Consider the following 23,976-nt stretch of genomic DNA (forward strand, 5'->3'; position numbering starts at 1 on the left):
GCTTCCCATCGATTCAACGAGCTTCAACCACATGTCTTCCCTTTTCACGCGCAGCGCCGTCGGCGTTGCCGTTCTCTCCTTCGTGTCCTGCGCCGCCTGGGCGCAATCCGATGCTGCGGCCGCGACCGGCGCCACCTCCCTGCCCGAAGTCACCGTCACCGGCAACCCGCTGGGCGCCAGCGATCTGATCGCGCCCACCACCTCGGTGTCCGGCGACCAACTGATGCTGCGCGCCCAGCCCACCCTGGGCGAGACGCTGAACAACCTGCCGGGCGTCGGCAGCACCTATTTCGGGCCGAACGCGAGCCGGCCCACGATCCGCGGCCAGGACGGCGACCGCATCCGCATCCTGCAGAACGGCGCCTCGGCGCCCGATGCCTCCTCGCTGAGCTACGACCATGCGGTGCCGGTCGATGCGCTGGTCACCGAGCGCATCGAGGTGCTGCGCGGCCCCTCGGCCCTGCAGTACGGCGGCAGCGCGGTCGGCGGCGTGGTCAACGTGATCGACAACCGCATCCCCACCGAGCCGCTCGAGGGCTTCGGCGGCCGCGCCGACGCCGGCTACGCCACGGGCAACCGCGAGAAGAGCGGCGGCATCGTGCTCGAAGGCGGCACTGACCGCTACGCGCTGCATGTGGATGCCTTCACCCGCGACGCGGACGACGCCAAGGTGCCCATCGAGCTGGCGTGCGAGAACCCGCGCCGGCCGGGCCTTGCGCGCAGGATCTGCAACTCCGCCAACCGGGCGGACGGCGGCGCGATCGGCGCCACGCTGTTCTTCGGCCAGGGCTGGATCGGCGCTTCGGCCAGTACCTACCGCAGCAACTACGGCACGGTCGCGGAGGACGACGTCACCATCGACATGAAGTCCGACCGCTATGCGCTCGAGGGCGAATGGCGGCCGGGCGGCTTCTTCACCAGCATCCACGGCAAGCTCAGCCACACGGACTACCGCCACACCGAGTTCGAGGGCTGGGAACCGGGCACCGTCTTCGCCAACAAGAGCAACGACCTGCGCATCGAGGCACGGCACCGCAAGATCGGCGGCGTGGAGGGCCTGGTCGGCTTCACCAGCGAGACCAACCGCTTCTCGGCGGACGGCGAGGAGGCCTTCGCGCCGCACAGCCGCACGCGGTCGAACGCGCTGTTCCTGCACGAGGAGCTGGGCGCTTCGTGGGGCCGCCTGAGCTTCGGCGCCCGTACCGAGCAGGTGAAGGTGCGCTCCATGGGTTCGCCCGATCCGGATGTCACGCGCTTCGCGATCGGCGAGCGCGACTTCCACCCGAACAGCGCGGCGCTGGGTGCGCTCGTCAACCTGGCGCCGCAGTGGCAGCTGACCTCGAACCTCGCCTACACCGAGCGTGCGCCCAAGGACTACGAGCTCTTCGCGAACGGGCCGCATGTGGCGACCGCAGCCTGGGAGGTGGGCGACCCTGGCCTGCAGAAGGAGAAGTCGGTGGGCTTCGACCTCGGCGCCCAATGGAAGTCCGGCGCCAACAACGCGCGCGTCAACGCCTACGTCACGCGCTTCCGCAACTACATCGGGCAGCAGGCCTCGGGCAACGTGCGCGACGAGGAAGGCAACATCAACCCGGGCCCGGTGGAAACCGAAGAGGGCCTGGTGTTCCCCGACGTGGTGGACGAGTTCGTCTACCGCGGCGTGCGTGCGCGCTTCACGGGCCTGGAGGCCAGCGGCAACCTGCGGCTGCTGGGCACCGACGGCTTTGCCAGGCCGGCTGATGGTTCCACGCTGGACCTGCAGTGGCGTGGCGACCTGGTGCGCGCGAAGAACACCGAAACCGGCGAGCCGCTGCCGCGCATCTCGCCGGTGCGCGCAGGCGCCACGCTGGCGTACGGCAACGGCCCGTGGACGGCTCGGCTGGGCTTCGACCACTACGCGGCCCAGCGCCGCGTGCCGAGCGTGGGTGCCCGGCCGACCGATGCCTTCACGCTGTGGAACGCCGCCATCACCTACCGCATGAAGGTGCAGCGCGCCAGCCTCACCTGGTATGCGCGCATCGACAACCTGACGAACAAGCTGGCCTACAGCGCGACCTCGATCCTCACCACCACGGCCTTCCCCGACGCACCGCTGCCGGGGCGCAGCCTGAAGGTGGGGTTGCGGGCGAACTTCTGACCGAAGGCAGCACGCCCGCCGCGTTGCTTCGGCGCGGCCTGCCGATGATCGGCGCGCCAGCGCTCACCCATTCGGTGTGGCACGAGATACGGCGGCGGCCTGCTTTCCATCAGACGCTTCCTTCTTCCTCGAACGCGACGGTCGTGCCGGCGCGCGCGGCCGGGCGTACGCTGAAGATCTCGGAGGCCATGCGCCTGGCGATGTCCAGGTGTTCGCGGAATCCCTGTTCCGGGTTGCGGCCTTTCCAGAAGAACTCGACCGAGCCTTCACGCGAGCGGCACGAGATCGGCCGCTCCGACACGTCGTTGGGCTTGCCGGTGACCTGCATGTTGACGATGGTGTGGGGCAGCGACCTGGGCATCTTCACGCTCTGGATGACACCTTCGTCGGCCTTCAGGAACGACACCGCGGCCAGTCCGCGCGAGACCAGCGATCCGGCCGGCAGGTCCAGCGGCTTGCCAAGATACGAGCCGACGTGGATCTCGTACGGGTTGAAGCCGTAGGTACGCTCCACGAGGTCCATGATGGCGTCGCCGCCGGTACGCGCCCCCACCTCCATGATGCGAATCACGCCAGCCGGCGTGATGCGGGCCTCGAAGTGCGCGATGCCGTAGCGGATGCCCAGCGCCTCGCAGGCGCGCTCGGCGATCCGCACCAGCTCCTCGTTGCCGGTGTGCACCGAGGGCACCGAGTGGCCGGTCTCCACGAAGTAGGGTTCTGCGCCCAGGTACTTGTCGGTCACGCCCAGCACGCGGTGGGTGTGGCCATGGTTGGCGATCTCCACGCTGACCTCGTTCATCGCAGGGATGTACTCCTCGGCCTGGAACACGTCTTCGGTCGTCATGCAGGCGCCGTTGAGCACCTTGATGTCGGCGATGCATTGCTCGTAGGCTCTGCGCAGCTCGGCCGGGTTCGACACCTTGATCACGCCCACGCTGCCGGCCAGTTCGCGCGGCTTGATGACCAATGGAAAGCCGATCTCGCCGGCCAGCCGCTGCAGTTCCTCGAAGCTCAGGAAGGCGCCGAAGCGCGGCACCGGCAGGCCCGCGCCTGCGAGGACCTGCTTCATCAGGAACTTGTCGCGGCAGTTGTGAACCGTTTCCGCCGAGTTGTGGTGCAGTCCGTAGCGCTGCGACACCGCCAGCGCGCTGCGCACCGTGAAGTCGTTCATCGGGATGACGGCCGCCGGCGTCGCGTCGTGCTCCAGCTCGTGCTGCTGCACCGCTCTGAGCACGCCTTGCGGATCGGACACGTCGCCGACGATGTAGCCGTCGAAGAACTTGATCGTGGTCGAGGTGCGCGTCCCGGCGAGCGTGTAGATGGGCAGGCCGCCGGACGCCCTCAGCGCGCCTGCCAGAACACGTTCGCGCAGCGGAAATTCGCCGCCCAGGATGAGAACGTAGCGCGGGGCCTGGGTCTTCATTGCAAGGCTCCTGAGCGGTGGTGCTCAGACATGGCAGGGAACTTTCGTGCCGTTCGGGCGGCCAGGTGCGCGCTCAGCGGCTGCGCGATCGGCGGGGGCGCTGGTCTCTGCCGGCGCCCGCGTTTGCGGCGACGCCGGCGCGCAATGGATGTGGTGCAGTTCGCGTGCCCGGGCAGCCAGCGCCGACGGCGCGACCAGTTCGCGCTTGACGCCGCCGTCGAGCCGCACGCGTGTCAGCAGCATCGTGTCTTGCTTGACCACCGGCAACTGGCGCTCGGTGGCAAGGAAGTGCCAGGCATCGAAGAAACCGCAGGTGACGACCACGTGCCGCGTGCCTTCCTGCATTCCGGGCATCAGCACGTGCGGCACGTCGGCGGCGGCCAATTGCTGCGCCACGTCTTCGGCGGCGCCGATGCTGGCTTCGAAAGTCTGCGAACGGGCGTCGGCAACGATGGCTGGCTGGAATGCGGCGTCGGCCACCAACACGGTTCCGGTCTCGAAGTTGCCACGGTTGCGCCGGCATACGACGCGCAGCCGGTTCTGCAGCGCATGTTGGACGGCGCGGTGGTGCAGCACCTTCGCGCCCGAGGTCGCCATCTGGATCGCCTGTGCATAGGGCAGGCGCGGAATCAGCGTCGCGCTGTCGACGATGCCGGGGTCGCAGCTGAACACACCCGGCACGTCGGAATAGATCTCCAGCTCCTCCTCCCCCAGCGCGGCGGCCAGTGCGATGGCCGAGAGGTCGGAGCTGTTCGTGCCCCGCCAGGTGGTCTCGCCGCCTCGTGTGGCCGACGCTTGCCCGCCCGGCACCACCACCACCACCTGGTGCTGTGTCAGTTGCTGGCGCAGCACCGTGAGGTTGATCCCCTGCGGCCGAACGCGAGGGTAGTCGACGCCGGTGCGCAGGCCGATCCGGTTGCCCGCTACCACGGTGGCACTGATGCCGTGCGCCAGCAGCGTGTCGCGGTACTGCTCGGCCGACCCCGACGGCGCGCTGACCACACAGACGATGCGGTGGCGTGGCCCGCCTTCGTCGAGGCGGCGCCGCAGCCACTGGCAAACCGGGCCGAAGTGCTCCCGTGTCGCGAACGAGGAGCCGTCGAACTTCATCACGCTCGTCCTGTCGCCGGCGCTCGCTCGGGCCTGCAGCTCAGTCGGCATGGCCCAGGCTCGCCGCTCATGCATGTTCGTATCTCGCTTGTCCATTGGCAGGCTCCTGTGTGAATCTGGCCTTGGCGGCGCCCGGACGAGCGGCCATCGGCGGTGGCCGGTGGCGCGGCGCGGTGGGCTTCGTGGCAGTTCCGGGCGGATTAAGCCGGCAGGCATCGCCGCCCACAACTACCAACATTGGTAGCTAGGGTGGACCCTGATACTGCGGGGAGGGATGAGTCAGGGGGCCGCCCAGGAGGCCGACGAAGGCGCGCGAACGCCTTCGGTGCCGCGGGCACGGTGGTGCTGCTGGCGCGCCGCCGCCCGGTCGCAGCCTGGGCTGGGGCTGCGCGCGAGCCTCTGGTCGAGGCCCGCACGTGTTGCGTTTCTCTTCAGCGCGGCGCGTCGCCCTTGCGGTACTCGGCGGTCAGCTCGTCGAGCCGCTGCTTGAGTGCGGGGTCGAGCGTGTAGGCGGCTGCCGCGATCGTCGCATCCAACTGCTCCGGCCGGCTGGCGCCCAGCAGCGGCGCGGTGACCAGCGGGTTGGCCATCACCCACGCCACTGCCAGGGTCGCCAGCGGCACGCCGGCTTCCTCGGCAAGGGCGTGCAGCTGCGCGACCGTCGCGAAACTGCGCTCGTTCCAGTAGCGGTCCTGGTACATCGAGCCGGCCGTGCCGAGCTTGAAGCGCGTGTTGTCTTCCGGCTGGGCACCAGTCTTGTACTTGCCCGTCAGCAGCCCGCCGGCGAGCGGGTTGTAGGGGATCACGCCCACGCCTTCCTCGCCGGCAAGCGGCAGCAGCTCGCGCTCGATCTCGCGGAACAGCAGGCTGTAGCGTGGCTGCACGCACACGATGCGCGTGAGCTTGCGCAGCTCCGACACGCCGATGGCCCGCGCGAGCCGGTAGGCCAGAAAGTTCGAGACGCCGACATAGCGCGCGCGGCCCGAGCGGACGATGGTGTCGAGCGCTTCCAGGCTCTCGTCGAGCGGCGTCGCGCGGTCGTCGCTGTGCAGCTGGTAGAGATCGACATGGTCGGTCTGCAGGCGCGCAAGCGAATCATCGATGGCATCGAGCAGGTGCTTGCGCGACGCGCCCTGGTCCCAAGGGTTCGGGCCGACCTTGCCGACGGCCTTGGTCGCGATGACGAAGCGCCTGCGCGCGCCGGCGCCCTTCGATTGCAGCCACCGTCCGATGATCTCCTCGGTGCGGCCGGTCGTCTCGACCGTGCCACCGAGCGGATAGACATCGGCGGTGTCGAGGAAATTGATGCCGGCCTCGGTGGCCTTGTCGAGGATGCGGAACGAGACCGACTCGTCGGTCTGCAGGCCGAACGTCATGGTGCCGAGCGCGAGGCGCGAGACGGTCAGGCCGGTGCGGCCGAGGCGCGTGGTGGGGATGCTCATGATGGGGTCCTGGGGGAAGGGCGGGGCGGGGAGGGGAGCGGGCCATCATAGTCAGACGTGCGGGAACGCGCAGGACGTGCAAGGGCGTGCAAGGGCGTGCAAGGACGTGCAGTTGGCCGGACGCTGCGCGTCCCGGCGCCTTGTATGCTCGGCGCGGTGAATTCATCGGTCCTTTCGTCGCTGGTGCCCGTGGTCCTGCTCATCGGCGCCGGTTTCCTGGCCGGGCGGCGGGGCTGGGTCACCGGCGGCGCGGTGCGCGACCTGTCCAACCTGATCTTCTTGCTGCTGGCGCCCGCGCTGCTCTTCCGCACCATGAGCGCGGTGCACGTGGAGCAACTGAGGCTGGGGCCGGTGGCCGCCTACTTCCTCGCGGCCGGGCTGATCTTCGCGGCGACCCTCATGGTGCGCGGCTTCAACCGCACGGCGGCCGTGATCGCGCTGGCCAACACCTTCAGCAACACCGTGATGATCGGCATTCCGCTGGTCGGCCTGGCCTTCGGTCCCGAGGGCATGGTCGTGCTGCTGACGCTGATCTCGCTGCATTCGCTGGTGCTGCTGACCAGCGCGACCCTGGTGCTGGAGCTCGCGGTGGCGCGCGAGCGGGCGCGCCAACCCGGCGGCGAGCGCGCGCCGATCCTGCGCACGCTGGGTCGTGCCTTCTACAACGCCATCATCCATCCGGTGCCGCTGCCGATCATCTTCGGGCTGCTGTTCGCGCAGACCGGCCTGACGCTGCCCGAGTCCGTCGACAAGCCCATCGCCTGGCTCGGCCAGGCCTTCGGGCCGATCGCGCTGGTAATGGTGGGCATCACGCTGGCGGCCACGCCCATCGGCCACCAATGGCGCGCGGCGCTGGCGCAGGCGTTGATCAAGAACCTGGCGCACCCGGCGCTCGTCGCGCTGCTGGGCTGGCTGCTGGGATTGCGCGGGCTGCCGCTGCAAGTGATGGTGGTGGCCGCCGCGCTGCCGATCGGCGCCAACGTGTTCCTCTTTTCGCAGCGCTACAAGACGGCGGAGGACCTGGTGACGGCGAGCGTCGCGGTGTCGACGGCGCTGGCGCTGGTCACGCTGTCGATCGTGCTGTCGCTGGCGGGCTGGCTTTATTGTTGCCGGGCGAACCCGATCCCCGGATCTGCTTCCTTAGGGCGCCAACCGCTCGCGCACCCACACGCCGTCCTCGCGCCGATAGCGCAGCCGGTCGTGCAGCCGGCTCTTGCGACCCTGCCAGAACTCCCAGCGGTCGGGCACCAGCCGAAAGCCGCCCCAGTGCGGCGGCCGCGGCGGCGAGAGCATGTGCCTCGCGGCCTGCAGCGCTGCGTTCTTCACCAGCACGTCCCGCCCGCTGATGACCTGGCTCTGCGGGCTGGCCCATGCGCCGATGCGCGAGTCGAGGGGGCGGCTGGCGAAATAGGCGTCGCTCTCGGCCTCGTCGACCTTGCCGACCCGGCCCTCGATGCGCACCACGCGTTCCAGCTCGACCCAGTGGAACTGCAGCGCGGCCCACGGATTGCCGGCGAGCTCCTGGCCCTTGCGGCTGTCGTAGTTGGTGTACCAGACGATGCCGCGCGCGTCGCAGCCCTTGATCAGCACGATGCGGGTCGAGGGCCGCAGGTCGCTGCCGACGGTGGCCAGGGTCATGGCGTTGGGTTCGGGCAATTGCGCATCGATGGCCTCGGCGAGCCAGCGCTCGAACTGCAGGAGCGGGTCGGGCGCGCTGCTCGCCTCGTCCAGCTCGGCGCGCTCGTAGCTCTTGCGCAGCGCGGCCAGGGTGTCGGTCGGAAAAGTCATGAGGCGGATTGTTGCGCATGGCCGGCCGTGGATACTGCGGGCATGGAATTGCGTGCTCCCACCGTGATCGTCCTCGCCTCCGGCCGCGGAGAGCGCTTTATCGCGTCCGGCGGCACGACGCACAAGCTGTCGGCTTTGCTGGGTGGGCGGCCCGTGCTGGAGCACACGCTGGGGGCGGTGCGCGAGAGCGGGCTGCCATGGCACCTGGAAGACGCGGGTCACCCGGGCATGGGCGATTCGATCGCGGCGGCCGTTCGCGCGGCGGCGGATGCGGGCGGCTGGCTGATCCTGCCGGCGGACCTTCCGCTGGTGCAGCCCGCGACCTTGCGGCGCATCGCCGAGGTCTTGTCGCAATCCTCGTCGCAATGGCAGGCGGTGCAGCCCGTGCATGCGGGGGCGCGCGGCCATCCGGTGGGCTTCGCGGCATCGAACGGTGCGGCGCTCATGGCGCTGGCGGGGCCGCTGGGCGCGGCATCCGTGCTGCGCGGCTTGCGCGCGACGAATTCCGTGGGGGAGGTGGAGGTCGACGATGCCGGTGTCGTGACGGACATCGATACGCTCGACGACCTCGCGCGGGCGGAGGCGCTGCTGCTGCAGCGGCGCAAGGTCAGCGCCGCGTGATCAGCGCGCAGGCGATGCGCGGTCCCGAGTTGCCGGCCGGCTGCGAGGTGAAGTCGTCCCGGTCGCGGTGCACGACGAGCGCGCGGCCGACCACGTTGTTGGCGGCGCCGTCGGTCAGCGAGATCGAGTGCACGTCGACGCTGAAGCGCGCGGTGCCGCTGGCATCGGCCACGAGGCTGGGCAGCTCGCCGGCGTGGCTGCCGGGCGCGCTGAACTTGCCGTGCGTGCCGCCGGCCGGATTGAAGTGGCCGCCGGAAGCGTTGCCGTTGTCGCCGCAGTCGCCCTTTTCATGGATGTGGAAGCCGTGCTCCGTGCCCGGCGCGAAGCCGCGCACCTCGCCGGCCACGCGCACGCCGTGATCGAGCGCGGTGAAGGTCACGTTGCCCGTGGTCGGGTTGGGCGAGATCGCGCCGGTCGGCGCCAGGCTGGCGATGGCGCTCGCCTTCCCTCCCAGCGTGCCGCAGCCCGCCAGCAGGCTGGCTGCTGTTGCGATGGCAAGGGCGGGGACGATGAGGCGAGGGAACATGGCTACTCCTTGGTTGAAGAATCGGATGAAGATGCCGCAGGGTATACCGGAGCTGCCGGCCCGCCGCAATCGGGTGGCGCCGACAGCCGGTGTGCTGCCGCACTGGCTTGCGCCAGTCTGACCAGTCGCGCCAGCGCCGCGTCGTGGATCGAATGGCGCCGCAGCTCCAGCAAGGTCTGCTGCGCGTAGTCCAGCGAGCTGCCGTAGCGGCCGGCCGCGTTGGCGAAGATGTGGCGGTAGCGCTCGTCGTCCAGCGTGCCGGTGAAATTGGGGCTGCGCCGCGACAGCGTGAAGGCCAGCGCCCGCACCGAGCCGTGGGGGGTGGTGCAGTCGAGCCACCTCGGGTCGTAGACGCCCGTCGGCATCTCGCGCAGCCACAGCCGGCCCAGCGTCTCCAGGCCATCGGCCGCCGGCACGCGAAACACCATGCCGCGGCAGCTGCCGCCCGAGAGCAGCCCGAACACCAGGCCGGGGTTCTCGACCGTGCCGCGGTTGACGCGGCTCCACATCTTGAGCGCCCGGTGCCAGCCGTGCACCCGGGCGGGATGGCGCTCGATGAAGCCGAACTCCGGGCGCCAGATCAGCGAGCCGTAGCCGAACACCCAGAGATCCTCGTGGCCGCCCCATTCGTCGATCACGCGATCGAGCATCGGTTTCGGGTCGCGCAGGGGCTTGGGCAGGGGGTCGAGCCCGGGCGGGCCGGGATTGCCTTCGGGCTGCAACGCAGCCGCGCCTAGAATTTCGCCGTCATGGTTCACCGCACCATTATTTACCGACCCCTCAGTTACGGAGTTCGACCGATGTCAGCAGTCGCCGACGACGAGAGCCAGCAGAATTTCATTCTTGCGTTCGTGCTGGGGCTGATCGCCCTGGTGATCATGTTCGTGATTGGCATCGTGCTCTACAGCCACAACCACACGGCGCGCCCGGCAACGGCCATGGCCGCCGCGCCGGCGACGACCGTGGCCGTGGTGACCGAGACCGTGTCGGTGGTCATCCCCGACGGCGCCAGCATCCGCGTCGTGGGCGACACGGTGAACTTCTATTTCGCCACTGCCAGTGCCGACCTGGCCCCGCGCGCGGCCGAGGCGCTTGCCGCGGTGATCAAGGGCGTGGAGGCCGGTCGCAGGGCGGTGGTCTCGGGCTTCCACGACACCACCGGTGAGCCGGCCCTCAACGAGCAACTGGCGCAGAAGCGCGCCGAGATCGTGCGCGATGTCCTCACCGGCCTGGGCGTGCCGGCCGCGAAGATCGACCTGCGCAAGCCCGCCGTGACCACCGGCTCGGGAAGCGATGCGCAGGCGCGCCGCGTCGAAGTCAAGCTGATCGATTGAAGGCGACTTCGCAATGCAGATATAAGCCCGGCGCACCCGGGCTTTTTCATTCGGGCTTGTTACCATCGCCCCTCGAGCCGCTCGTCCGCTGCGGCCCCCGGCAGACCTGGCAGAGCGACATACCCCATGACCCCACATCCCACCGTCCGCGATGTCACCGAACGCATCCGTGCGCGCAGTCTCGACCCGAGAAGCGCCTACCTCCAGCGACTGAACGAGATCCGCCAGCGCGACCGCGGCTCCGACCGCATGGGCTGCGCCAACGTCGCGCATGCGGTGGCCGGCATCCCGGCTGCCGACAAGATCAAGGTGGTGGCCGAGCGTGCGCCCAACATCGGCGTCGTCACCGCCTACAACGACATGCTCTCGGCCCACGCGCCGTACCAGGGCTATCCCGACATCATCAAGCATGAGGCGCGCCGCCTCGGCGCCACGGCGCAAGTAGCGGGCGGCGTGCCCGCGATGTGCGACGGCGTCACGCAGGGCACGTCGGGCATGGAGCTGAGCCTGTTCAGCCGCGACGTGATCGCGATGGGGACGGCCGTGGCGCTGACGCACGACATGTTCGACGCGGCGCTGCTGCTCGGCGTGTGCGACAAGATCGTGCCGGGCCTGCTGATCGGCGCGCTGCATTTCGGGCATCTGCCCACCGTCTTCGTGCCCGCGGGCCCGATGCCATCGGGCCTGTCGAACAGCGCCAAGGCCAAGGTGCGCGAGCAGGCGGCGCAGGGGCTGGTGGGCCGCCAAGGCCTGCTCGACGCGGAGATGCAGGCCTATCACGCGCAGGGGACCTGCACCTTCTACGGCACTGCCAACAGCAACCAGATGCTGCTGGAGGCGATGGGCCTGCATGTGCCAGGCACCGCCTTCATCCAGCCCGGCGATGCCATGCGCGAGGCGCTCACGCGCGAGGCGGTGCGCACCGTGCTCGGGCGCGCGGCGGAAAAGCCCTATGCCGTGCCGCCGATCGGCGAGCTGGTCGACGAGCGCGCCATCGTCAACGCCATGGCCGCGCTGCTCGCCACCGGCGGCTCGACCAACCACCTCATTCACTGGGTCGCGGTCGCGCGCGCGGCCGGCATCCTGATCGACTGGAACGACTTCTCCGAACTGTCCGAAGTGGTGCCGCTGCTCACGCGCGTCTATCCCAACGGCAGCGCCGACGTGAACGAGTTCCAGGCCGCGGGCGGCCCGGGCTTCGTGATCGGCGAACTGCTCGACGCCGGCCTGATGCATGCGGACGTGCTCACGGTGCGCGCCGCGGGCCTGCGCGAGTACGCGAACATCCCGAGCCTGGCCGGTGCGCCATCCGAGGAGCACGTGCTGAAGTGGCATCCCGCCGCGCCCTCGAAGAACGAGGCCGTGGCACGCCCTGCCTCGGCGCCCTTCAGCCCTACCGGTGGCCTGAAGCTGCTGAGCGGCAACCTGGGCCGCAGCGTGATCAAGGTGTCCTCCGTGCCGGACGACCGGCATGTGATCGAGGCGCCGGCGCGCGTCTTCGACTCGCAAGGCGCGCTGCAGCAGGCCTTCAATGCCGGCGAACTGGAGCGCGACGTGGTCTGCGTGGTGCGCTGGCAGGGGCCGCAGGCCAACGGCATGCCCGAGCTGCACAAGCTGACGCCGCCCCTGTCGGTGCTGCAGGGCAAGGGCTTCCGCGTGGCGCTGGTCACCGATGGCCGCATGAGCGGCGCCTCGGGCAGGGTGCCGGCAGCGATCCACGTCTCGCCGGAGGCCGCGGCCGGTGGCCCGCTCGCCAAGGTGCGCGACGGCGACCTGATCCGCCTCGATGCGGTGGCCGGCACGCTGGCCGTGCTGTTGCCGGCCGACGAATGGGCCGAGAGAGAAACCGCAACCATGCCCGATGCCCTGCGCACCGAGAACGGTCACGGCCTTGGCCGCGACCTGTTCGCCGGCATGCGCCGCAATGCCTTGACCGCCGAAGAAGGAGCCTGCACATGGCTGTAGAAACGAAGACCCTCACCGCCCTCGAGGTGATGCGGGATGCGCCCGTGATCCCCGTGATCGTGCTGCACGACGTCAAGGACGCGGTGCCGCTGGCGCGTGCGCTGGTGGCCGGGGGCATCCGCATGCTCGAGGTGACGCTGCGCACGCGCGAGGCCCTCGAATGCATCGAGATCATCGCCAAGGAGGTGCCCGATGCGGTGCCCGGGGCCGGCACCATCCGCAGCGCGGCCGATGCCCAGGCTTCGGCGCTGGCCGGCGCCAGGTTCGGCGTGAGCCCGGGCTACACGCGCGCGGTCGGCAAGGCCTGCCACGACCTCGGACTGCCGCTGCTGCCCGGCGTGGCGACGGGCAGCGAGATCATGCTGGCCGAAGAGGACGGCTTTACCGAGCTCAAGTTCTTCCCGGCCGTGCAGGCCGGAGGGATCGCCATGCTCAAGGCCTGGCAAGGTCCATTCTCCGAAGTGAAGTTCTGCCCCACGGGCGGCGTCACGGCGGCCAATGCGCACGAGTTCCTGTCGCTCGCCAACGTGGCCTGCGTCGGCGGCTCGTGGATCGTGCCCACCGATGCAATTGCTGCGGGCGACTGGGGCCGCATCGAGGCGCTGGCGCGCGAGGCGAGCCAGCTCGCACGATGAACGGCGACTTCGATCCGGGCGATCTCAAGGTCATCGCCTTCGACGTCTTCGGCACCGTGGTCGACTGGTATGCCGGCATTGCCGCCGAGGCCGAGCGCCTGCTGCCCGGCATCGACGGCGGCGCCTTCGCGCTGGCCTGGCGCGCCGGCTACCAGCCGGCGATGAAGAGCGTGATGGAGCGGCTGGCAGCGGGCGAGGGCGGCTTCACGCTGCTCGACGAGCTGCACATGGGCATGCTCGAAGGCGTGCTGCGCGACTTCAGCGTCGAGCCGCTCGACGCGGCGCGCAAGCGCGAGCTCAACAAGGCCTGGCACCGGCTGCCGGCCTGGCCTGACGCGGTCGAGGGGCTGGCGCGGCTCAGGCGCAAGTACATTGTCTGCACGCTGTCCAACGGCAACATCGGCCTCTTGACGGAGATGGCCAAGAACGCCGGCCTGCCCTGGGACTGCGTGCTGTCTGCCGAGGTCTTCAAGGCCTACAAGCCCGATCCGCGCACCTACCTCGGCGTGGCCGCGGTGTTCGACGTGACGCCCAGCCAGGTCATGCTGGCCGCGGCGCACCACGACGACCTGGCCGCGGCGCGCGGCTGCGGCCTGCGCACCGGCTACATCGAGCGTCCGTTGGAATTCGGACCGGATCGGCCCAAGGACGTCTCGCCACGCGCCGACAACACGCTGCATGCACGCGATATCGGGGCGCTGGCGGATCTGCTGGGCTGTTGACTGAAGAAGGGCGCGCGGCTCAGCGCAGCCCCGCGCCGCCGGCTTCGTTGGCGCGCTGGATGAGCTCTATCTTGTACCCGTCAGGGTCCGTCACGAACGCGATCACCGTGGTTCCGCCCTTCACCGGCCCCGGCTCGCGCGTGACGTTGCCACCCGCGGCCCTGATCTTCTCGCAGGCCGCATAGGCGTCGGGCACGCCCAGCGCGATGTGGCCGTAGGCCGTGCCCAGCTCGTACTTGTCGGTGCCCCAGTTGTAGGTCAGCTCGATCTCGGCCTGTGCCGGGTTGCCCTCGTAGCCGACAAAGGCCAGGCTGTACTTGTATTCGGGATTCTCGGAGGTGCGCAGCAGCTGCATGCCGAGCACGCGGGTGTAGAAGTCGATGGAGCGCTGCAGGTCGCCGACGCGCAGCATGGTGTGGAGAAATCGCATGTCGTGGGGTGTGGGGAGTTGTCGTGGCTCGGGATTGTCGTGTCAGTTGCGGCCGGCGGGTGTCGGCAGATGCGCATTCATCTTCTTCTGCGCCCTTCGCTAGCCGGCCCAGCGCGTGAGCCGGCCGTTGTGCATCAGGCCGATGTGGTCGGCCATGGCCTGCGCCTCGGTCTCGTTGTGCGTGACGAGCACCGCCGTCTGGCCGGCGGCCTTGAGGATCTCGCGCACTTCGACGGTGAGCCGTTCTCGCGTTGCCGCATCGAGGTTGGAGAAGGGCTCGTCCAACAGCAGCAGTGCGGGCGAGGGCGCGAGCGCGCGGGCCAGCGCGATGCGCTGCTGCTGGCCGCCGGAGAGCTCGTGCGGATAGCGTCCGCCGGACTCGGCCAGCCCGACCAGCGCGAGCATCTCGGCCACGCGTGCGCGCTGCTCCCCCTGAGGCCGCCGCCGCAGGCCGAAGCCCACGTTCTGCGCGGCCGTGAGGTGCGGGAACAGCGCGTATTCCTGGAACATCATGCCGACCCGCCGCTGCTCGGGCGGGAGGTGGACCTTGGCGGAGGACAGCAGCCGCTCGCCGAGGCGGATGCTGCCAGCGCGCACGGGTTCGAAGCCCGCGATGGCGCGCAGCACCGTGGTCTTGCCGCAGCCGGAGGGGCCGAGCAGACAGCCGATGCGGCCCGCGTCGAGCGTGAGCGAGAAGCCGTCGACCACGGTGTGCAGGCCGCGTGCGCTTTCGTAGGCGAGGCGCACGTCATCGAGTTGCAGGGCGGCGCTCATTCCGGAAGCTCCTCGATCCGCACGGCGCCCACTCCGTTGCGTGCCAGCAGTATCACGGGCAGCAGCCCCGCGACGACGATCGCGAGCGCGGCGATCGCGCCCTCCTCGTAGGTGCCGCGCGCGGCCTCGGCGTAGAGCCAGGTCGCCAGCGTGTCGAAGTTCGCGGGCCGCAGCAGCAGGGTAGCGGGCAGCTCCTTCATCGCATCGACGAAGACCAGCAGCGCGCCGGCCGCGATCGCCGGCCGCAAGAGCGGCAGGTGCACGCGGCGCAGGGTGCCGGCCGCGCTTTCGCCGAGCAGCCGCGAGGCCTGCTCGAGGGCGGGCGGGATGCGCGCGAGCCCGGCCTCGATGCCGCCCACCGGCATCGCCAGGAAGCGGATCGCGCAGGCGACCACCAGCACGATGCCGGCGCCCATCAGCGGCAGGCCTTCGCGGCCCAGCAGCTTCCCAACCAGGGCATCGAAGCCAAGGGCCGGCGTGAGCAGGCCGATGGCCAGCACCGTGCCGGGAAGCGCATAGCCCAGCGTGGCGACACGGGCCTGCCAACGCGCACGGTTGATCGTCGAGCCCTGGCTGCGTACCGCCCAGGCCACCACGAGGCCCGCGGCCACGGTGGTCAAGGTCACGCCGGTCGCCAGGGCCAGGGTGTTGCCCAGGCTGGCGAGCAGGCCGTCGGAGATGCCGCCGCCCAGGCGCAGCCGCTTGGCCGTCTCCCAGAGCAGGTAGAGCGCGGGCGCGACGAAGCCGATCGCGACCGGCAGCGCGGCCGCGATGCAGGCAAGCCAGGCCGCCGCGCCATGCAGGCGGCGCGGCTCGATGCCGCGCATGCGCTGTGCCGAGCCGAAGCGCTGGTGGCGCCGGCCATGGCGCTCGAGCAGCACCAGCGCCACCACGACGAGCAGCATGGCGCAGGCGATCTGCGCGGCGCCCGCCAGGTCGGAGCGCGTGATCCAGGTGGTGTAGACCGCCACCGTCAGCGTCTGGATGCCCAGGAACTCGGAGGCACCGATGTCGTTGAGCGTTTCCAGCAGCGCCAGGCTCACGCCGACGGCGAGCGCCGGCCGGGCCAGCGGCAGCGCGACGCGGAAGAAGGCGCCGGCCGCGCCCTCGCCGAGCGTACGGGCGGCCTCCATCAGGTGGGCGGGCTGGGTCATGAACATGGCGCGCGCCGTCATGTAGACATACGGGTAGAGGACGAAGCCGAGCACCAGGATCGCACCCGGCATCGAGCGCAGGTCCGGCAGGCGGAACTGCCGCGGGCTGTCGAAGCCCAGGGCCCAGCGGATCGCGCCCTGCACCGGGCCGATGGGATGCAGCAGGTCCAGGTAGGCGAAAGCCACGATGTACGTCGGCATGGCCAGCGGCAGCAGCAGCGCCCAGTGCAGCACCCGGCGGCCCGGGAAATCGCAGACCGTGACCAGCCAGGCGCAGCCGGTGCCGATCAGCAGCACCAGCGCGCCCACGCCGGCAAGCAGCAGCGCGGTGTTGAGCGCAGCCTGCGGCAGCACGTGCCGCGCGAGGTGCGTCCAGTGCGAGAAGTCGGCGCCGAACGCCAGCCAGGCCAGGCTGAGCACCGGCGCGAGCACGCCGAGGGCAATGACGACCGATGCAGCGCGCCAGACCGGTCCGACCGGTCTGAGAGCGGTCACTGGTCGAAACCGACCTTGTCCACCAGCGCGCTGGCCTGCTTGCGGTACTTGGCGATCTCGGCAATGGGCAGCGGGTCGATCTTCAGGTCGCCGATGCTGGCCGCGGTGATCGAGTCGAGCGCCACGCCCTTGCGCACCGGGTATTCGAAGTTGGTCTCGGCGTAGAAGGCCTGGGCCGGCTCGGACACAAGGAACTCGAGCAGCTTGACCGCGTTGGCGCGCTGCGGCGCGTTCCTGGCGACCGCGGCGCCGCTGACGTTGACGTGCGTGCCGCCGCTCTTCGAATTGGCGAAGGTCGGGCGGATCACCTTGATGGCCTCGCCCCACTTGCGCGCGTCGCTGCCTTCCTTGGCGCTCTTCATCTGGCCCACGTAGTAGGAGTTGGCCAGGCCAACGTCGCAGATGCCGCCCAGGATGTCGCGCGCCACGTCGCGGTCGCCGCCGGTGGCCTTGCGCGCCAGGTTCGCCTTGACGCCGCGCAGCCACTGCTCGGCCTTGGCCTCGCCATCGTGCGCGATCATCGAGGCGATCAGCGCCGTGTTGTAAGGATGCTGGCCGGAGCGGATGCAGACCTTGCCCTTGTACTTGGGATTGGCCAGGTCCTCGTAGCGGAAGGAGGTGATGGGCAGGCTCTTGTCGGCATAGAGCACGCGCGCGCGCATCGACAGCGAGAACCACTGGCCGTCGGCGCCGCGCAGGTTGGCGGGAATCGCCGACTCCAGTGCGGCCGATTTCACCGGCTGGGTGACGCCGCCCTCGACGAGGTCGACCAGGTTGCCGATGTCGACCGTCATCAGCACGTCGGCCGGGGAGCGGGTGCCCTCGGCCTTGACGCGTTCGAGCAGCCCGTCCTTGATGAACACCGTGTTGACCTTGACGCCGCTCTGCGTGCTGAAGGCCGTGAGCAGCGGCTGGATCAGGCCGGGCTCGCGCGTGGTGTAGATCGTGACTTCCTCGGCGGCAAAGGCCGGTGCGGCGAGCCAGCCGGTGCCGGCGAGGGCGATGCAAGCCAGGGTGCGGGCGCCGCGGGCGCGCGAAATGGTGCTCATGGGTTCCTCCGTGGGATCTGGGGATTTGGATGTGGTGAGGGTGACCAGCAGCCCTCTTGGCGCTGATACGAATCATTATCACTGTTGCTTCGAGCTTGCAGGCACATTGTCCTTAGGAGGCCGGTGGCGTCTCGCGGCCCGGGCTTGCATCGCCTGCGCTTCGGCCGGCCTCGGCTTCGCTTGCTGTTGTTCCGCTGTGCAGTACCGGGCTTTGGACGTTCCCTCATTCTTCGTTCAAAAAACTGCTTAGCGGAATAAGATTCCGCAAATCGCCATCCCAGGCGACCCGACAGGACGGAGACATGACGAGTTTTTCTCCCGGCACCGCCTCGGCGCCCATTCGCATTCATCAGCTGCTCGACGGCTGGGCGCACAGCCAGCCTCACGCGCCGGCGCTGAAGGATGCCGATGTCGCGCTCAGCTACCTGGACCTGAAGGAAGCCTCCGAATCGGCGGCCCGCCAGTTGTCCGAGCTGCAGGTGCGTGCCGGCGACCGCGTGCTGGTGGTGGGCGAGAACTGCGCGGCCATCGGCGTGCTGGTGCTGGCCCTCAGCCGGCTCGATGCGTGGTCGATCGTGGTCAACGCGCGGCTGTCGGCGCGCGAGATCGACACTTTCATCGAGCACGCCGGCGCCCGCCGCGTGATCTACACCTGCCATGTGTCGGCCGATGCGCAGAAGCACGCGCAGCGCCACGGGGCCCTGGCGCAGGCTTGGGACGGGATCGGCACCCTCTGGGTCGGCCCGCTGGCCGGCGAGGTGCGGCCCGAGCCCTGCGCGCAGGCGCCGCAGGAGCAGGTAGCTGCGCTGATCTACACCTCCGGCACCTCGGGCGCGCCCAAGGGCGTGATGCTCACCCATGCCAACCTGATGTTCGCGGCGGCCAGCGCGCGCGAGATCCGCGGCCTCGGCCCGGGCGACCTGATCTACGGCGTGCTGCCGATGGCGCATGTGGTGGGCCTTTCGACCCAGTTCCTCGGCTGCATCGCGAGCGGGGCGGCTCTGCTGCTGGAGCCGCGCTTCTCGCCGGCCGCCCTGGCGCAGGCGCTGGCGCAGCAGGGCGTGACCGCCTTCACCGGCGTGCCGGCGATGTTCGCCAAGCTGCTGGACTGGGCCCGCGAGAGGGGACAGGCGCTGCAGGCGCCGGCCCTGCGCTTCGCATGCGTGGTCGGCTCGCCGCTCACGCCCAGCCTGAAGGCCGGCGTCGAGGCCGCGCTCGGGCTGCCGCTGCACAACGGCTACGGCCTGACCGAGACCGCGCCCACCGTGGCGCAGACCCGCATCGAGGCCCCCCGGCAGGACTGCACCGTCGGCTTCGCGCTGCCCGGCGTGCAGGCGCGCGTCGTGGACGCGGCCTCGGGTGCCGAGCGGGCCGCCGGCGAGATCGGCGAGCTGCGGGTGCGGGGCCCCAACCTCATGAAGGGCTATTACCGAAACGAAGCGCTGACGCGCGAGGCGATCGACGACGAGGGCTGGTTCAACACCGGCGACATGGCGCGCCGCGATGCCGACGGGGCGCTGCACATCGTGGGACGCAGCAAGGAGCTGATCATCCGCTCGGGCTTCAACGTCTATCCGGTGGAGGTCGAGCAGGTGCTCAATGGCCATCCGGCGGTGGTGCAGTCGGCCGTGGTGGGACGTACGGTGGAGCACAACGAGGAGGTGGTCGCCTTCGTCGAGCTGGTGTCGCACGCGCAGCTGGGCGAAGAGGCGATGCGGCAGTACCTGCGCGAGCGGCTGTCGCCTTACAAGGTGCCGAGCGAGATCCGCTTCCTCGCCCAGCTGCCGGCTGCACCCACCGGCAAGATCCTGAAGAGCGAACTGAAGACCCTGGCCCTGCAGCGCATGAAATGACGCTCACCCCCAGGTTGGCTCACTTCGTGTATCCGCCCACCCCCTACCGGGGGCAACACCAGCGGCCCGGCAAAGCCGGTTCCGCAGTGTTCCCCGAATGTCCATAACCGAAGGCACAAAGGATCCAGCATGGCACTCCCGGCACTCCTGAAAGACAAGCTCGCGCTGCCGCTGATCGGCTCGCCGCTGTTCATCATCTCCAACCCCGACCTGGTGCTGGCCCAGTGCCTGGCCGGCGTGGTGGGCTCCTTCCCGGCCCTCAATGCGCGGCCGAAGGAGCTGCTGGACGAATGGCTCGCGCACATCACGGCCACGCTGGATGCGGCCCGCGCGGCCGAGCCAGCGCGCCGTGTCGCGCCCTTCGCGGTCAACCAGATCGTCCATTCCTCCAACGACCGGCTCGACCACGACATGGACCTGTGCGTGAAGCACCGCGTGCCGATCGTCATCACCAGCCTGTCGGCGCCCACGGACTACGTGGCGCCGGTGCACGCCTATGGCGGGCTGGTCTTCCATGACGTGACCAACGTCAAGCATGCGCAGAAGGCGCTCGCGGCCGGTGTCGACGGCCTCATCCTCGTGTGCGCGGGGGCCGGCGGCCATGCCGGCACGATGAGCCCCTTCGCGCTGGTGGCCGAGGTGCGGCGCTTCTTCGACGGGCCGATCGCGCTGTCGGGCTCGATCACCTCGGGCGCGCACGTGGCCGCGGCGCTGGCCATGGGGGCGGACCTGGCGTATGTCGGCACGCGCTTCATCGCCACGCCCGAGGCCAATGCGCAGGAGGCCTACAAGCAGATGATCGTCGACAGCGCCGCGGCCGAGGTGACCTATACGCCGCTCTTCACCGGCGTGCACGGCAACTACCTGGCGCGCAGCATCGCCGCCGCCGGCCTGGACCCGGCGCAGCTGCCCACGGCCGACAAGACATCGATGAACTTCGGCACCACGCGCGTCAAACCCTGGAGGGACATCTGGGGTGCGGGGCAGGGCGTGGGCAACATCGACGACGTGCTGCCCACGGCAGAGCTGGTGCGGCGCATGACACGCGAGTACCGCGGTGCCCTGGCGCAGATGGCCGCCTGAGCGCACGATTCACACAAACACCCCAAGGAGACCGAACATGAGCGACAAGAAAGCCATCCTCGTCATTGGCGCCGGCGACGCAACGGGCGGCGCCATCGCGCGCCGCTTCGCACGCGAGGGCTACATCGCCTGCGTCACGCGGCGGCAGGCCGACAAGCTGCAGCCGCTGGTCGACCAGATCAAGGCCGAGGGCGGCCAGGCGCACGGCTTCGGCAGCGATGCGCGCAAGGAGGAAGAAATGATCGCGCTGGTCGAGCAGATCGAGCGCGAGATCGCGCCGATCGAGGTGGCGGTCTTCAACATCGGCGCCAACGTGCGCTTCGGCATCACCGAGACCACCGCCCGCGTGTACCAGAAGGTGTGGGAGATGGCCTGCTTCGGCGGCTTCCTGATGGGGCGCGAAGTCGCCAAGGCGATGCTGCCGCGCGGACGCGGCACCATCATCTTCACCGGCGCCACCGCCAGCCTGCGCGGGCGCGACGGCTACGCGGCCTTTGCCGGCGCCAAGCATGCGCTGCGCGCGCTGGCGCAGAGCATGGCGCGCGAGCTGTGGCCCAAGGGCATCCACGTCGCGCATCCGGTGATCGACGGCGCCATCGACACCGAGTTCATCCGCACCACCTTCCCCGAGCGCTACGCGCTGAAGGAGCAGGACGGCATCCTGCAGCCCGACAGCATCGCCGACGCCTACTGGCAGATCCACAAGCAGCCGCGCAACGCCTGGACGCACGAGACCGAGCTGCGCCCCTGGCTGGAAAGCTGGTGAGAGAAAGAAAAGGAGCAGCGCCATGACCGTCCCCGTCCAGTTCCTGTTCGACTTCGGCAGCCCCAATGCCTACCTGTGCCACCGCGTGATCCCCGCGATCGAGGCGCGTTGCGGCGTGAAGTTCGAATACGTTCCCGTCCTGCTTGGCGGGATCTTCAAGCTCAGCGGCAACCGCTCGCCGGCCGAGGCCTTTGCGGGCATCCCGAACAAGCGCGCCTACGACCAGCTGGAGATCAAGCGCTTCGTCGCGAAGCACCAGCTCGATCGTTACCGGCACAACCCCCACTGGCCGGTCAACACGCTGCAGATCATGCGCGGCGCGGTGGCGGCGCAGAAGCAGGGCTGCTTCGAGCGCTACGTCGAGGCCGTCTACGTGGCCATGTGGGAGGAGGGCCGCAACATGGAAGACGCCGAGGTCATCGTGCGCACGCTGAACGAGGCGGGGCTCGACGGCCAGCGCCTCTACGCCGGCACGCAGGACCCGGAGGTGAAGGGCACGCTCATGGCCAACACCCAGTCCGCCTTCGAACGCGGCGCCTTCGGCTCGCCGACCTTCTTCGTCGGCGACGAGATCTTCTTCGGCAAGGACCGCCTGCGCGAGGTCGAGGAAGAGATCGTGCGCCAGGGCGCCGCCGCTTAAGCACACCCATCCACGGAGTCCTCATGAAAAGACGTGAGCTCATGCGAGCCATGGGCGTGCTCGCCCTCGCGCATCCTTCGGCGGTGCCCACGGCATTCGCCCAGGAAGATCCTGCCGTCTATCCGTCGCGCCCGATCCGCGTGATGATCGGCTTCGCGCCCGGGGGCTCGACCGACACGCCGGTGCGCGTGCTCGCCGAAGCCGTCTCGAAGATCCTGCGGCAGCCGGTGGTGATCGAGAACAAGCCGGGAGCGGCGGGCGTGATCCCCACCCAGCTGCTGCAGGCGGCCGCGCCGGACGGCTACACGTTGGCCATCGCACCGGCGGGCGTCTATCGGCTGCCCTACACCACCGATCTCAAGTGGAACCCTGCCACCGACCTCCGCTACGTGATCGGCCTGAGCGGCTATGCCTTCGGCACCGTGGTGCCGGCCTCATCGCCGATCCGCAGCATGGCCGAGTACATCGCCTACGCCAAGGCGAACCCCGAGCTGCTCACCTACAGCAGCCCCGGCGTGGGAACCACCAACCACCTGACGATGGAGCAGTTCTCGCGGGCCGCCGGCGTGAAGCTCAACCACGTGCCGTACAAGGGCTCGGCCGAATCGCTGCAGGCGCTGCTGGCCGGCCACGTGCAGTCGGCCGCCGAGACCTCCGCCTGGGTGCCGTACGTCGAAAGCGGCAAGCTGCGCCTGCTCGCCGTGTGGAGCGACAAGCGCATGGCGCGCTTTCCCGAGGTGCCGACACTGAAGGAGCTGGGCATCGACATCGTCCAGACCTCGCCATGGGGCCTGGTCGCGCCGAAGGGCACGCCACAGAAGACCCAGGCGCGGCTGCACGATGCCTTCAAGCAGGCCATGGAGATGCCGGCCTTCAAGGAGGCGCTCGCGCGTTTCGACATGGAGCCCGCCTACCGCGATCCGGTGCAATACCAGCGCTTCGCGGTCGAATCGATGAAACGCGAGAAGGAAATCCTCGACACCCTCGGGCTGAGCCGCAAGTAGACGGCAACGCGCCCATTCACCAGGAGACAAGCATGAAGACGACACGGCGATTCTTGGGAGCCGCGGCCATCGCGGCGCTGTACACGTTGGGCGGCCCAACGGCGACCGCGTGGGCGCAGGACACATCGGGCTTCCCCGCGCGGCCCATCAAGATCATGCTCGGCTTTCCGCCGGGCGGCTCGACCGATTCGCCGATGCGCGTGCTGGCGGAGGACGCCTCGAAGATCCTCAAGCAGCCGGTCGTGATCGAGAACAAGCCGGGCGCGGCCGGCCTGATGCCGGCCCAGCTGCTGCAAGGCGCGCAGCCCGATGGCTACACGGTGGGCGTGATCCCGGCCAACCTGTTCCGGCTGCCCTACACTGGCACCATCAACTGGAACCCGGCCACCGACCTGCGCTACGTGATCGGCCTCACCTCCTTCGTCTACGGCATCGTGGTGCCGGCTGCGTCGCAGATCAAGACCATGGACGACTATGTCGCCTACGCCAAGGCGCATCCCGGCGAGCTGACCTATGCCACGCCCGGCGCCTACCTCGCGCAGCACCTGGCGATGGAGCAGGTGGCGCGCATCAAGAACATCAAGCTGAGCCACGTGCCCTACAAGGGCACGGCCGAGTCGCTGCAGGCGGTGGTGGGCGAGCACGTGATGTCCGCGGCCGAGACCTCCGGCTGGGGCCCCTATGTGGAGAGCGGCAAGCTGCGCTTGCTGGTCACCTTCGGCGAGAAGCGCATGAGCCGCTTCCCCGATGTGCCCACCTTGAAGGAAGCCGGCATCGACATCCCGCCGCCGTCCGCGGCCTGGGGGCTGGCGGTGCCGAAGAACACGCCCGCCGCGGTGGTGGCGAAGCTGCACGACGCCTTCAAGCAGGCGATGGAGCAGCCGGGCTTCCGCAACGCGCTGGCGCAGTACTACATGGAGCCCGTCTACATGAGCTCGGCGCGCTACCAGCAGTTCGCGGCCGAGTCGACGCAGCGCGAGAAGCAATTGCTCGATGCGATCGGGTTCGTGCGGGAGAAGTAGGCG

At 69.6% G+C, this 23,976-nt stretch carries 22 protein-coding genes and 1 pseudogene; 13 read left to right on the plus strand and 10 right to left on the minus strand.

What is annotated here, in order from left to right; translation table 11 throughout:
• Positions 1-31 precede the first annotated feature (31 nt).
• Positions 32-2,137, plus strand: a complete 2,106-nt coding sequence (locus E5P3_RS12860; RefSeq protein ID WP_162586336.1) for a TonB-dependent receptor — start codon at positions 32-34, stop codon at positions 2,135-2,137.
• A 109-nt stretch (positions 2,138-2,246) separates the two neighbouring features.
• On the opposite strand, the gene E5P3_RS12865 is transcribed toward E5P3_RS12860, so the two are convergent.
• The 3 genes from E5P3_RS12865 to E5P3_RS12875 all read right to left on the minus strand — a co-directional run bounded on the left by E5P3_RS12865 (position 2,247) and on the right by E5P3_RS12875 (position 6,112).
• On the minus strand, positions 2,247-3,560 hold the full coding sequence (locus E5P3_RS12865; protein WP_162586337.1) for an ATP-grasp domain-containing protein: 1,314 nt from the start codon (positions 3,558-3,560) through the stop codon (positions 2,247-2,249).
• Positions 3,561-3,584: 24 nt separating this feature from the next.
• Positions 3,585-4,766, minus strand: coding sequence for an amino acid kinase family protein (locus E5P3_RS12870; RefSeq protein ID WP_162586338.1), 1,182 nt, complete (start codon positions 4,764-4,766; stop codon positions 3,585-3,587).
• Positions 4,767-5,101: 335 nt separating this feature from the next.
• Positions 5,102-6,112, minus strand: coding sequence for an aldo/keto reductase (locus tag E5P3_RS12875; RefSeq protein WP_162586339.1), 1,011 nt, complete (start codon positions 6,110-6,112; stop codon positions 5,102-5,104).
• 156 nt (positions 6,113-6,268) lie between these two features.
• On the opposite strand from E5P3_RS12875, the pseudogene E5P3_RS12880 reads away from it, so the two are divergent.
• A pseudogene (locus E5P3_RS12880) lies at positions 6,269-7,213 on the plus strand (AEC family transporter); the annotation flags it as partial.
• A gap of 39 nt (positions 7,214-7,252) precedes the next feature.
• On the opposite strand, the gene pdxH reads toward E5P3_RS12880, so the two are convergent.
• Positions 7,253-7,900 (minus strand): pyridoxamine 5'-phosphate oxidase, encoded by a 648-nt coding sequence (gene pdxH / locus E5P3_RS12885; RefSeq protein ID WP_162589667.1) that lies wholly within the window; start codon positions 7,898-7,900, stop codon positions 7,253-7,255.
• 42 nt (positions 7,901-7,942) lie between these two features.
• Between pdxH and E5P3_RS12890 the strand changes: the two genes are divergently transcribed.
• Positions 7,943-8,521 (plus strand): nucleotidyltransferase family protein, encoded by a 579-nt coding sequence (locus E5P3_RS12890; protein ID WP_162589668.1) that lies wholly within the window; start codon positions 7,943-7,945, stop codon positions 8,519-8,521.
• Here the strand turns inward: E5P3_RS12890 and E5P3_RS12895 are convergent.
• Both E5P3_RS12895 and E5P3_RS12900 read right to left on the minus strand, forming a co-directional pair.
• Positions 8,508-9,047 (minus strand): superoxide dismutase family protein, encoded by a 540-nt coding sequence (locus E5P3_RS12895; RefSeq protein ID WP_162586340.1) that lies wholly within the window; start codon positions 9,045-9,047, stop codon positions 8,508-8,510. The two genes, E5P3_RS12890 and E5P3_RS12895, sit on opposite strands and share 14 nt — an antisense overlap.
• Positions 9,048-9,049: 2 nt before the next feature.
• The gene (locus E5P3_RS12900) at positions 9,050-9,805 is read right to left on the minus strand and encodes a gamma-glutamylcyclotransferase (protein WP_232073117.1); all 756 of its coding nucleotides are present in this window, start codon (positions 9,803-9,805) and stop codon (positions 9,050-9,052) included.
• 42 nt (positions 9,806-9,847) lie between these two features.
• Between E5P3_RS12900 and E5P3_RS12905 the strand changes: the two genes are divergently transcribed.
• The 4 genes from E5P3_RS12905 (at position 9,848) to E5P3_RS12920 (ending at position 13,703) form a co-directional block, all read left to right on the plus strand.
• Complete coding sequence (locus tag E5P3_RS12905; RefSeq protein WP_162586341.1) at positions 9,848-10,381, plus strand: OmpA family protein; 534 nt, start codon at positions 9,848-9,850, stop codon at positions 10,379-10,381.
• 126 nt (positions 10,382-10,507) lie between these two features.
• Positions 10,508-12,346: a phosphogluconate dehydratase gene (gene edd / locus E5P3_RS12910; RefSeq protein WP_162586342.1), complete on the plus strand. Its 1,839-nt coding sequence runs from the start codon at positions 10,508-10,510 to the stop codon at positions 12,344-12,346.
• Positions 12,337-12,981: a bifunctional 4-hydroxy-2-oxoglutarate aldolase/2-dehydro-3-deoxy-phosphogluconate aldolase gene (gene eda, locus E5P3_RS12915; RefSeq protein WP_162586343.1), complete on the plus strand. Its 645-nt coding sequence runs from the start codon at positions 12,337-12,339 to the stop codon at positions 12,979-12,981. The genes edd and eda overlap by 10 nt, the downstream gene beginning before the upstream one ends.
• Positions 12,978-13,703 carry a haloacid dehalogenase type II gene (locus E5P3_RS12920; protein ID WP_162586344.1) on the plus strand — a complete coding sequence of 242 codons (726 nt, stop codon included), beginning with the start codon at positions 12,978-12,980 and terminating at the stop codon, positions 13,701-13,703. The genes eda and E5P3_RS12920 overlap by 4 nt, the downstream gene beginning before the upstream one ends.
• A 19-nt stretch (positions 13,704-13,722) precedes the next feature.
• Here E5P3_RS12920 and gloA read toward each other — a convergent pair whose 3' ends face one another.
• From gloA to E5P3_RS12940, 4 genes are all read right to left on the minus strand, one after another.
• Positions 13,723-14,133: a lactoylglutathione lyase gene (gene gloA, locus E5P3_RS12925; RefSeq protein ID WP_162586345.1), complete on the minus strand. Its 411-nt coding sequence runs from the start codon at positions 14,131-14,133 to the stop codon at positions 13,723-13,725.
• A gap of 99 nt (positions 14,134-14,232) precedes the next feature.
• A complete protein-coding gene (locus E5P3_RS12930; RefSeq protein WP_162586346.1) occupies positions 14,233-14,907 on the minus strand; it encodes an ABC transporter ATP-binding protein in 675 nt (224 codons plus the stop codon).
• On the minus strand, positions 14,904-16,556 hold the full coding sequence (locus E5P3_RS12935) for an ABC transporter permease (RefSeq protein ID WP_162586347.1): 1,653 nt from the start codon (positions 16,554-16,556) through the stop codon (positions 14,904-14,906). Before E5P3_RS12935 ends, E5P3_RS12930 begins: the two co-directional genes overlap by 4 nt.
• Complete coding sequence (locus E5P3_RS12940) at positions 16,553-17,605, minus strand: Fe(3+) ABC transporter substrate-binding protein (protein ID WP_162586348.1); 1,053 nt, start codon at positions 17,603-17,605, stop codon at positions 16,553-16,555. Before E5P3_RS12940 ends, E5P3_RS12935 begins: the two co-directional genes overlap by 4 nt.
• A gap of 302 nt (positions 17,606-17,907) precedes the next feature.
• Between E5P3_RS12940 and E5P3_RS12945 the strand changes: the two genes are divergently transcribed.
• The 6 genes from E5P3_RS12945 (at position 17,908) to E5P3_RS12970 (ending at position 23,973) form a co-directional block, all read left to right on the plus strand.
• Positions 17,908-19,458, plus strand: coding sequence for a class I adenylate-forming enzyme family protein (locus E5P3_RS12945; RefSeq protein ID WP_162586349.1), 1,551 nt, complete (start codon positions 17,908-17,910; stop codon positions 19,456-19,458).
• Between the two features lie 129 nt (positions 19,459-19,587).
• Positions 19,588-20,541, plus strand: coding sequence for an NAD(P)H-dependent flavin oxidoreductase (locus tag E5P3_RS12950; protein ID WP_162586350.1), 954 nt, complete (start codon positions 19,588-19,590; stop codon positions 20,539-20,541).
• 37 nt (positions 20,542-20,578) lie between these two features.
• Positions 20,579-21,307 (plus strand): SDR family oxidoreductase, encoded by a 729-nt coding sequence (locus E5P3_RS12955; RefSeq protein ID WP_162586351.1) that lies wholly within the window; start codon positions 20,579-20,581, stop codon positions 21,305-21,307.
• A gap of 22 nt (positions 21,308-21,329) precedes the next feature.
• Entirely contained in the window at positions 21,330-21,947 is a 618-nt protein-coding gene (locus E5P3_RS12960; protein ID WP_162586352.1) for a 2-hydroxychromene-2-carboxylate isomerase, read from the plus strand.
• Between the two features lie 23 nt (positions 21,948-21,970).
• Positions 21,971-22,951: a Bug family tripartite tricarboxylate transporter substrate binding protein gene (locus E5P3_RS12965; protein WP_162586353.1), complete on the plus strand. Its 981-nt coding sequence runs from the start codon at positions 21,971-21,973 to the stop codon at positions 22,949-22,951.
• A gap of 32 nt (positions 22,952-22,983) precedes the next feature.
• Positions 22,984-23,973, plus strand: coding sequence for a Bug family tripartite tricarboxylate transporter substrate binding protein (locus E5P3_RS12970; RefSeq protein ID WP_162586354.1), 990 nt, complete (start codon positions 22,984-22,986; stop codon positions 23,971-23,973).
• The last annotated feature ends 3 nt before the right edge of the window (positions 23,974-23,976 follow it).

Origin of the sequence: Variovorax sp. RA8, assembly GCF_901827175.1 — a bacterium.
GTDB lineage: Bacteria > Pseudomonadota > Gammaproteobacteria > Burkholderiales > Burkholderiaceae_C > Variovorax.